The sequence below is a fragment of the Streptomyces sp. NPDC039430 genome, assembly GCF_055639435.1.
In genome coordinates this window covers 227,020-236,647 of record NZ_JBVKAK010000011.1, presented here as the reverse complement: position 1 = coordinate 236,647, position 9,628 = coordinate 227,020, and the positions used below count along the sequence as shown (strand labels likewise).

The window sequence follows — 9,628 nt, the reverse complement described above, 5'->3', positions numbered from 1 at the left end:
ACTCCGCCGCCGCCGGTTCTGGAGTACGCGGGGCTGCGGCTGGACCCGTTCCGGCGTGAGGCGTACCGGGAGGGCCGGTATCTGCGGCTGACGCGAAAGGAGTTCGCCGTGCTGCATCTCCTGACGGCGGCCGGGGGCGGGGTGATCAGCGCGGAGACGCTGCTGGAGAAGGCGTGGGACGAGCACGCGGACCCGTTCACCAACTCCGTACGCGTCACCGTCTCCACCCTGCGCCGCAAGCTGGGTGAACCGGCCCTGCTGCACACGATGACCGGTGTCGGCTATTACCTGGCACCGGCCCCGTGACCACCGTCCGGAGCCGGCTCACGGGGCCGGCACACGCCTCTAGGACCTGCCGGGCGGCTCATCACACACGAAGCGCACACGGATCGTGAGGCCGCCCCCGGGGTTGGCCGTCGCCTCGGCCGTGGCGCCGTGTGCACGGGCGATGGCGGCGACGATGGAGAGGCCGAGGCCGACCCCCTCGCCCGGGGCGTGACGGCGTACCTCGACGCGGCGGAAGGGCTCGAAGAGCAGCGGGACGGTCGGGGTGGGGATCACCGCACCGGTGTTGCTCACTTCCAGGAAACCCGCGCCGGTGCGGACGCTCACACTGCCGCCCGGACGGTTGTGCCGGATCGCGTTGCTCACCAGGTTGTGTGTCAGCTGTTGAAGCAGAACGGGGTCGCCCGTGGTCCGCAGTGGCTGGAGATCGAGATGGGGTGTGACGTCGTGGCCGGCCGCCTCGGAGCAGGCCGCGAGGACCACGGCCCGCGCGACCTGGTGCAGGTCGACCGGCTCCCGGCGGCGCATACCCTGCTCGGACGCGGCGAGGAGCAGCAGGCCCTCGATCAGATGTCCCTGGTGCTCGGCGGTCTCGATGAGCTTGGTACGGATCCGGGCCACCTGGTGGGGGTCCGGGTCGCCCGCGAGGCCGATCTCGGCGGCGGCCCGCTGGAGGGTCAGGGGGGTGCGCAGTTCGTGCGCGGCGTTGGCGGCGAACCGCTGCTGGGCGTTGACGAGTTGTTGTATGCGGTCGAGCATCTCGTCGAAGGTGTCGGCGAGCACCTTCAGCTCGCCGGGCGGCGCGCGCAGGTCGATGCGTTTGTGGAGGTTCGTTGCGGAGAGGAGCCGCGCGGTCTCGGTGACATGGCGTACGGGGCGCAGTACGCGGCCGGCCATCCACCAGGCGACGGCGACCGCGGCGGCGGCGAACGCGACGAGGGCGATCAGGGAGACGATGAGCAGATCGTTGAGGGCGGCGGACCGGACGTCGTCGATGAACTTGGTGGATTCCGCCTTACCGAGGATCTGGCCCCTTTCGATCCAGCCGGTGTCGGCATCGGCGCCGGCATCGGTGGTGGGGGCGGGGCTCAGCAGCGGAGTCGGCTCGGTCATGGGCGTGGTGGCGGAGGACGTCGGTGAACCCTGTTCGCCGCCGGGACGCTCCATCATCTTCGTCGCGGGGAGCCTCATCACCGCCCCGCCGATGCTCGTGTACAGCCCCTGCCCCAGCAACACGTAGATCAGCGCGATGAGACCGCCCCCGGCCAGCAGAAGCATGAGCGTGCAGAGCGCGGTGAGGCGGGCGCGTTCGCTGCCGAGCGCCGGCGACCGGAAGCGCCGGGCGCTCCGGCCGGGGGTGGGGGACGTCCGGCCGGAGGCGGGGGACGACGGTCCGCCCCTGGTCACCGGTCGTCCTCGGCGGCGATACGGTATCCGGCACCCGGGACGGTCTCGATCACATCGGGCGGGCCGAGCTTCGTGCGGAGCCGGCTGAGTGTGACCCGTACCGTGTTCGTGCGGTAGCTGATCTCCTCCTGCCACACCTGCTCGACGAGATCATCACTGCTGACCACACTCCCGGACGCCCGCAGGAGTGTTTCCAGCACGGCGAACTCCTTCAGGGTCAGCCGCAGCGGGCGGCCGTCGCGTCGTGCCTGGCGCGCTGAGGTGTCGAGCACGACGCCCGCGCGCCGGATCACGGGAGGAAGCATGGGGGTGGAGCGGCGGCCCAGGGCCAGGACGCGGGCCACCAGTTCCTCGTACGCGAACGGCTTGGACAGATAGTCGTCCGCCCCCAGGGCGAGGCCCTCCACCCGGTCGTGGACCGTACCGGACGCGGTCAGCATCAGGATGCGGGTGAGGAGCCCGCGCTCGACGACCTGCCGGCATACCTCGTCGCCGGGCAGTCCGGGCAGATCGCGGTCCAGAACGATCACGTCGTACGCGCCGAAGGTCAGACGTCGCACAGCCTCCAGGCCGTCGCCCGCCACATCGACGGCGAAGGCGTTCTGGCGAAGCCCTTCCGCGATCATCTCGGCGAGGAACTCCTCGTCCTCCACAACAAGCACGCGCATGGATACCTGTGTACCCGAAGAAGAGGTTTCACGGGTGTTACGGCTTCGGTGAAAGCGATGAAACACACATCGCTGTCACCGTCTCCCCACCACGTTCGGAACGCTCGTGCCCCGGGAGGCAGCTCATGCAGACGAAGAAGATCCAGATGGCCACGGTGTGCGCGATATCGGTACTCGCGCTCTTCCTCACCGGTTGCTCAGGCGGCTCCGACAGCAAGGATTCGTCGGGTGGGGGCGCAGGCCAGAGCACGAGTGACGACAAGCGGGCGAAGGCCAACGACTGCCTGCGCAAGAAGGGCGCGAGGGTCACCGATCCGAAGGACGGCCAGGGCGGACAGATCGATCCGGGATCGATGTCGGAGGACGAATTCGCGCAGGCCATGAAGGACTGCGAAGTGGGGGGTGGCCAGGCCGACGCCGGCATGGAACAGGAGATGAAGGACAAGATGCTGGCCTACGCCGAGTGCATGCGCAAGGAGGGCCTCGACTTTCCGGATCCGGAGTTCGAGGGAGGCCGTGCCAAGGTCGGGCAGATCCCGGAGGGGGACAAGGCCGCGTTCGCCGCCGCCGACAAGGTCTGCGCGGCGAAGACCGGCTGACGCACACCCCCGCGAGGAAAGGCACTCCGTATGAAACACAAGAAGTTCCTGCTCACCCTGGGGGCTACGGCACTGGTCGCGATGGGGGGAGCGGCGGTCGTCGTGATGCCTGGCGATTCCGGTTCACAGCCGGAGGCGGAGCGGCTCGCCGTGCCCACCGCGACCGCCGGCGTCACCAAGGGCGACCTGGTCACCTCGGACAAGGCCAAGGGCACGCTCGGATTCTCGGCCGAGCGCAAGATCACCACCGAGGGGCAGGGAGTCGTCACCTGGCTGCCGGGCGGCGGCAAGACCATCGAGCGTGACGGCAAGCTGTACGAGATCGACGGGTCTCCCGTGTTCCTCATGTACGGCCAGACCCCCGTCTACCGGGTGATGGAGCGCGGCGACGAAGGGGACGACGTGCGCCAGCTCAAGGCCAACCTCATCGCGCTCGGCTTCGGATCCGGTCTCGCGGCCGACGACGAGTTCACCGAGGGCACCGCGCGGGGTGTCAAGGCGTGGCAGAAGAGCCAGGGCCTGAAGCAGACCGGGAAGATCGGGCCGGACAGTATCGCCTTCGCGCCCGCCGCCGTCCGCGTACAGGACGCCGAGGTGTCGGTCGGTGCGCGTGTGGCTCCCGGCGCGCCCGTACTGAGTACGACCAGCTCCGAGCGGGTGGTGCAGTTCGATCTGGAGGTGGCGAAGGCCGGAAAGTACAAACCGGGTGACGCCGTCAAGGTCGAGCTGCCCGACGGGTCCACCGCCAAGGGCCGGATCAGCTCCATCGGCCGCACCGCGCGGACGGACGAGCAGTCCTCGGACAAGGAGCCGGTGATCAAGGTGACGGTGGAGTTCGACGACCCGGACAAGGTCGCCGGTGTCGACAAGGCACCGGTCACCGTGTTCCTCACCGGCGAACGGCGTGAGGACGTCCTGTCCGTACCGGTGGAAGCGCTGCTGGCCGTGGACGGGGGCGGCTTCGGCGTCCGGGTGGCCGAGGGCGGCACCGCGCGGGACGTGAGGGTGAAACTCGGCATCTTCGCCAATGGCCGTGTCGAGGTGTCGGGCGGGGGCCTGCGCGCGGGGATGAAAGTGGGGGTCCCGGCATGACCATGTCCCACCCGCCGTCCGCGGAGCCGGTCGCCGAGCTGTGTGGTGTCACCAAGGAGTATCCCGGCGGTGTGACGGCGCTGGGCGGTGTGGACCTGAGCATCCGGGCCGGTGAACTGCTCGCCATCGTCGGCCCGTCCGGTTCGGGCAAGTCCACGCTCCTGCACATCCTCGGCACCCTCGACCGGCCCACGGCCGGTACGGTCGGCATCGCGGGCCACGACGTGGGGCGGCTGCGCGACCGGCAGCTGTCCGCCCTGCGCGCCCGCCACATCGGCTTCATCTTCCAGGCGTTCCATCTGGTGCCCAGCGCCACCGCGCTGGGCAATGTCGCCGAAGGACTGCGCTACTCCGGCCTGCCACCCGCCGAACGCCGCCGCCGCGCGGCGAGCGCCCTGGAACGCGTGGGTCTCGCGGACCGGATGAGCCACCGGCCGCACGCCCTCTCCGGAGGGCAGCAGCAGCGTGTGGCCATCGCACGGGCGGTGGCCGGAGAACCGGAACTCCTGCTGGCGGACGAACCGACCGGGGCACTGGACTCCGCGTCGGGCGACGCCGTCATGGAGCTGCTGCACGAACTCAACGCGGACGGCGCGACGATCGCCGTCATCACCCACGACCGCGAACTGGCCGACGCGCTGCCGCGCCAGGTCCGTATCCGCGACGGGCGGGTCGTCGAGGACACCGTGCGCGCCATTCCGGCAGGTGTGCGATGACGAGCCGCCGCGGCCGAAGGCTCGTCCCCTCCCGGCTCGGTCTCCGGGACGTCGCACAGGTCGGTTCGGCGGGACTGCGCGGCCGGCCCGTACGCGTCGTCCTTTCCGCACTGGGCATCGCCATCGGGATCGCGACGATGATCGCCGTGGTCGGCATCTCCGCGTCCAGCAAGGCCAAACTCATGCGGGACCTGGACCGGCTCGGCACCAACATGCTGGTCGTCAAACCGGGCCAGTCGCTCTTCAGCGACGAGGAGGTCAGGCTCCCCAAGAGCGCGCTGCGGATGGTCAGCCGGATCGACGGTGTGGAGCACGTCGCCGCGACCGGCAGTGTCGACGCCAGCGTCTACCGCTCCGAGCACATCCCCAAGGAACAGACCGGAGGCATCCAGGTCAGCGCCGCCACCGAGGGTCTCAAGAACACACTGCGCGGCTCCATGGCGACGGGCACCTGGTTCAACGGCGCCACCGGTTCCTACCCCTCCGTCGTCCTCGGAACCGCGGCGGCCGAACGCCTCGGGATCACCGAGGCGGGACAGCGGATCCGCGTGGGTGACGAGTACTACACGGTCCTCGGCATCCTGCGACCGCTGCCGCTCGCACCCGAGATCGACAACACCGCGCTGGTGGGCTGGGAGAACGCACAGAAACTGCTCGGATTCGACGGCCACCCGACATCACTCTACGAACGCTCGGCCGACGACCAGGTCGAGCGGGTCAGGGAGTTGCTGGCGCGCACGGTCAACCCCGAAGCCCCGCACGAGATAGATGTCTCCGACCCGTCGGCGGCACTCCAGGCCAAGACAGCGTCCGAGGGAGCCTTCTCCAGCCTGCTGCTCGGGCTCGGCGGGGTCGCGCTGCTGGTCGGCGGGGTCGGCATCGCCAACACCATGATCATCTCCGTACTGGAACGGAAACACGAGATCGGCCTGCGACGGTCGTTCGGAGCCACACGCGGCCAGATACGGCTGCAGTTCGTCACCGAATCGCTGATGCTGTCCGGCCTGGGCGGCCTGGCCGGAGTCGTCCTCGGGGCGCTGGCCACCTACATCTACGCCAACGTGTCCGGGATGCCGTGGACGATACCCCCCTGGGCGATGGCGGGCGGGTTCGGAGCGACGCTGGTGATCGGTACGGTCGCCGGGCTCTATCCGGCGGTCCGCGCCTCGAAGATGTCCCCGACGCTGGCCCTGCACGCCTCGTAGAACGCCGGGCCCGTCCTCGAAGGTGAGGACGGGCCTTCGGGCCTACCCCTCCCGCTCACGGCCCCCCGTCGCGCCTGCTGTCGTGCGAGTGGGTACGTGTGCGGGGGCGGGCAGGGTGATGGTGATGTGGAGGCCGCCGTCCGGGGGTGGTTCCGCGTGGAGGGTTCCGTGATGTGCGCGGACGATCGACTCCACGATGGCGAGGCCGAGGCCGTGTCCCGCCGGACGGCCCGAGCGGCTGGTCTGGCGGGTGTCGAGGCGGTGGAACGGTTCCAGGGCGCGGTCCACGTCGGTGCGGCTGAGCGCGCGTCCGGTGTTGTGTACGACGAGCCGGACATCGTGGCCGGGCCGCTCGTCCACCGCCACGGTCACCGTTCCGCCCGGGTGGTTGTGGCGGACCGCGTTGTCGACGAGGTTGGTGACCAGCTGCCGTAGCAGGACCCGGTCGCCGAGGACCCGGCCCCGGCCCACCGACGCGCTCAGCGCCACCCCCGCCTCGGCCGCCGCCGGCGTCGCCTGCGTACACACCTCCCGTGCCAGGGCGGCCAGTTCGACGGTTTCCTCGGCGATCGCGCCGTGGTCGGCGCGGGCCAGGACCAGCAGCGCCTCCGTGATCTCGGTGGAGCGCCGGTTGAGGGTGAGCAGGTCGGGGCCCAGGTCCTCCAGCCGGTACTCGCCGGGCGCGGCGAGCGCCACCTGGAGCAGGGTGCGCATACCGGCCAGCGGGGTGCGCAGCTCATGCGAGGCGTTCGCCGCGAACCGGCTCTGCGCCTGGAACGCCTTGTCCAGACGCTGGAGCATCGCGTCGAAGGTGTCGGCGAGTTCCCTGATCTCGTCCTTCGGCCCGGCCAGCGCGATCCGCTCGTGCAGTGTGGACCCGGCGATGCTCCGGGCGGTCGCGGTGATCCGCTGGAGCGGCGCCAGCATGCGCCCCGCCACGAACCAGCCGAGGACCACCGCGATCACCAGCAACACCAGAAGAGCCACCGCGCTGAACAGCAACAGCGCCTCAAGGAAGTCCGCCTTGGTGGAGACCTCGAACGAGCTTTTCCCGCCGCTCGCGGACCCACAGACGGCGGCGGTGGATTCGCCGTCGCCTGGTGCGCTCAAACGCGCAGCGAACGTGCGCACTTTCTCGGCGAACGGGACCTCGCAGTCCGTCGCCGCGACCATGTTGTCCGCGCTGTGGGTGAGGTGACCGGGCCCGGGAGGACCGGCCGTGGTGGTGCCGCTTTTCAGGACGCCGCCGTGGGTCGTCAGGCTTTCGCTGTAGACCGGGACGTATTTCATGAAGGCGTAGAGCAGGCCGATCATCGCCACGGCGGCCGCCGCGAAAAGGCCCGCGTAGGTGAGCGTCAATCGGGTGCGGATGGTGAGCCGGAGCCGGACGCTGCTCACGGGGCCGGTGCCGGGCGTGAATGCCCGCCCGCCACGGCCGATGCCATGGCCATCGGGACGTTGCGCCGCGTACGCGCGCGTCCTTCACGGTTCCTGGTTCCCGCTGCCGCGTCTCTCACTTCGATGTGCTCTCTTCTCTATGAGTTCGGCAGTGATTCCGTCGAGTTCGCCGCCGATCGGCGTGCACGCTTTCCCGGCCCGCTCGAACGCCGGATCGTTCGCGTTCACGGAATTCCGCCATGCGGGTTCTTCCGCGATTCGAATCCATTGTCGCGTTCACGCGTTCACGCGTTCGCACTTCCGAAGCCGCAAGCGAAGCGCGGCGACTTCGGGTGTGTCAAGCGCGCTCGTGTCCATGTCATCCCGTGTCAAGGACGACGGCGACTGGACGGGGGACGGTCCAGTGAGAACAGTCGGCTGCCTCATTGGACCGTCGTCTCCCGCGCCGTCAGTCTGACCGGTATGACGTGCTGTCGCATCCCGGACACCGCGTCGGACCGGGCTGTCCGGCCCCGGACACGGGGGTGGCTGAAGGATGTACGCGGCCGGACAGCACCTCCAGCGAAACCCGGACCTCCGGGATACGCACGTCGGGTGGGGTGGCTATCCGGCGAGGGTCTGGGTGCCGATCACGGTGAGCAGCGCGAGGCGTTCGGCGTCGGCGGTGCCGGGTTCGGCTGTGTAGACCATGATGCGCAGGTCGCCGGTCGCCACGGTGAGCACGTCGCAGTCCAGTGTGAGTGGGCCCACGCGCGGGTGATCGACGGTCTTGCGCGCGGCCTCGTGATGGCCGACGGCGCCGGACTCCCACAGCTCGGTGAACCGCTCGCTGTGCGTGCGCAGTTCTTCGACGAGGCGCCGCAGCCGCTGATCGGCGGGGTAGCGGCCGGCCGCCGCGCGCAGGTCGGCGACCAGGGCGGCCTCGAACGCGCGCCGGGCCTCCGGTGTGTGCCGGACCCGGCTGCCGGGGCCGAGCAGATTGCGCCACACTCCGTTGCGTTCGTTGCCACGCCATCCGGACGGATCGCCCATCAGCGCCGCGTACGGAGGGTTGGCCATGAGCAGCGTCCAGGTCGCGTCGAAGACCGCGACGGGTGTTCCGGTCAGTCTGTCCAGCATCCGCTGGACGCTCGGTGTGATGTACGCGGGTACGGTCTCCGGGCCCGGCGGGGCCAGCCCGGCCAGCCGGAACAGGTGTGCGCGCTCGGTTCCCGACAGCCGCAGGGCCCTGGCCAGGGCTTCGACGACCTGCGCCGACGGGTGGGCGGCGCGGCCCTGTTCGAGGCGGGTGATGTAGTCGACGGAGATCCCGGCCAGCAGGGCCAGCTCCTCGCGGCGCAGTCCGGCCGCGCGCCGGTGCCCGCCGGCGGGCAGCCCGACGGTCTCCGGCGAGACCCGGTCGCGCCGGCGGCGCACCGCCTTGCCGAACTCCGCTGTCGCCATACCCACCAGTGTGCACCGCCGCCGGCCGCCGGCCGCGGTGCGGCCTGGTACCGGTGGTCCCAGGAAGACGCGACCACTGGCTGACCGCACCGCCCCGCCGGAACCTGGACACATGACAACAACACTGATCACCGGAGCGAACAAGGGTCTCGGTTTCGAGACCGCCCGACGGCTCGTGGAAGCGGGCCACACTGTCTACGTGGGCAGCCGGGACCCCGAGCGCGGGCGCCGCGCCGCCGAACTGCTGGGGGCGCGGACGGTCGTGCTCGATGTCACCGACGACGCGTCGGTCGCCGCCGCGGCACGCGCCATCGAGGCCGACGGCGGACTGGACGTACTGGTCAACAACGCCGGCATCGAGAGGAACGAGTCCGGTGCTGCGGAGGTGACCGCCGATACGCTGCGGACCACGTTCGACACGAACGTCTTCGGCGTCGTGCGTGTCACCCACGCGTTCCTCCCGCTGCTGCGCCGGTCCGCCGCCCCCGTCGTGGTCAACGTCAGCAGCGGCCTGGCCTCGAAGACCCTGGTCTCCACGGTGGGCACGCCGACCTACGCGTACCCGGGGGTCGCCTACCCGGCGTCGAAGGCCGCGCTCAACATGATCACCGTGCAGTACGCGAAGGCGTTCCCGGACATGCGGATCAACGCGGTGGAACCCGGCTACACCGCGACGGACCTGAACGGCCACAGCGGCACGCAGACCGTCGAGGAGGGCGCCGAGATCATCGTCCGCATGGCGCGGGTGCGCCCCGACGGCCCCACCGGGGGCTACTTCGACGCCGCAGGCCCGCTGCCCTGGTAATCCCCTGCGC

The 9,628-nt window shown here is 70.3% G+C and carries 10 protein-coding genes; 6 read left to right on the top strand and 4 right to left on the bottom strand.

Annotated elements, in window-relative coordinates:
- On the top strand, positions 1-306 hold a 306-nt coding region (locus tag ACZ7LS_RS26705; RefSeq protein WP_385372072.1), incomplete at its 5' end, for a winged helix-turn-helix domain-containing protein.
- Positions 307-345: 39 nt separating this feature from the next.
- On the opposite strand, the gene ACZ7LS_RS26700 is transcribed toward ACZ7LS_RS26705, so the two are convergent.
- Both ACZ7LS_RS26700 and ACZ7LS_RS26695 read right to left on the bottom strand, forming a co-directional pair.
- Complete coding sequence (locus ACZ7LS_RS26700) at positions 346-1,692, bottom strand: sensor histidine kinase (protein ID WP_385137439.1); 1,347 nt, start codon at positions 1,690-1,692, stop codon at positions 346-348.
- Complete coding sequence (locus ACZ7LS_RS26695) at positions 1,689-2,360, bottom strand: response regulator transcription factor (protein WP_382673335.1); 672 nt, start codon at positions 2,358-2,360, stop codon at positions 1,689-1,691. Before ACZ7LS_RS26695 ends, ACZ7LS_RS26700 begins: the two co-directional genes overlap by 4 nt.
- 125 nt (positions 2,361-2,485) lie before the next feature.
- On the opposite strand from ACZ7LS_RS26695, the gene ACZ7LS_RS26690 reads away from it, so the two are divergent.
- The 4 genes from ACZ7LS_RS26690 to ACZ7LS_RS26675 are packed head-to-tail and all read left to right on the top strand — an operon-like array spanning position 2,486 to position 5,972.
- Positions 2,486-2,959, top strand: a complete 474-nt coding sequence (locus ACZ7LS_RS26690; protein ID WP_382525823.1) for a hypothetical protein — start codon at positions 2,486-2,488, stop codon at positions 2,957-2,959.
- Positions 2,960-2,989: 30 nt separating this feature from the next.
- Positions 2,990-4,051, top strand: coding sequence for a peptidoglycan-binding protein (locus tag ACZ7LS_RS26685; protein WP_385137437.1), 1,062 nt, complete (start codon positions 2,990-2,992; stop codon positions 4,049-4,051).
- Positions 4,048-4,767 carry an ABC transporter ATP-binding protein gene (locus ACZ7LS_RS26680; RefSeq protein WP_382525827.1) on the top strand — a complete coding sequence of 240 codons (720 nt, stop codon included), beginning with the start codon at positions 4,048-4,050 and terminating at the stop codon, positions 4,765-4,767. The genes ACZ7LS_RS26685 and ACZ7LS_RS26680 overlap by 4 nt, the downstream gene beginning before the upstream one ends.
- Positions 4,764-5,972, top strand: coding sequence for an ABC transporter permease (locus tag ACZ7LS_RS26675; protein ID WP_385137435.1), 1,209 nt, complete (start codon positions 4,764-4,766; stop codon positions 5,970-5,972). Before ACZ7LS_RS26680 ends, ACZ7LS_RS26675 begins: the two co-directional genes overlap by 4 nt.
- A 42-nt stretch (positions 5,973-6,014) precedes the next feature.
- Here ACZ7LS_RS26675 and ACZ7LS_RS26670 read toward each other — a convergent pair whose 3' ends face one another.
- Together ACZ7LS_RS26670 and ACZ7LS_RS26665 are read right to left on the bottom strand one after the other, a co-directional pair.
- A complete protein-coding gene (locus tag ACZ7LS_RS26670; RefSeq protein WP_382673327.1) occupies positions 6,015-7,370 on the bottom strand; it encodes a sensor histidine kinase in 1,356 nt (451 codons plus the stop codon).
- A gap of 603 nt (positions 7,371-7,973) precedes the next feature.
- Positions 7,974-8,813, bottom strand: coding sequence for a helix-turn-helix transcriptional regulator (locus ACZ7LS_RS26665; RefSeq protein WP_382525833.1), 840 nt, complete (start codon positions 8,811-8,813; stop codon positions 7,974-7,976).
- A 112-nt stretch (positions 8,814-8,925) separates the two neighbouring features.
- Between ACZ7LS_RS26665 and ACZ7LS_RS26660 the strand changes: the two genes are divergently transcribed.
- Entirely contained in the window at positions 8,926-9,618 is a 693-nt protein-coding gene (locus ACZ7LS_RS26660) for an SDR family NAD(P)-dependent oxidoreductase (RefSeq protein WP_382525834.1), read from the top strand.
- The last annotated feature ends 10 nt before the right edge of the window (positions 9,619-9,628 follow it).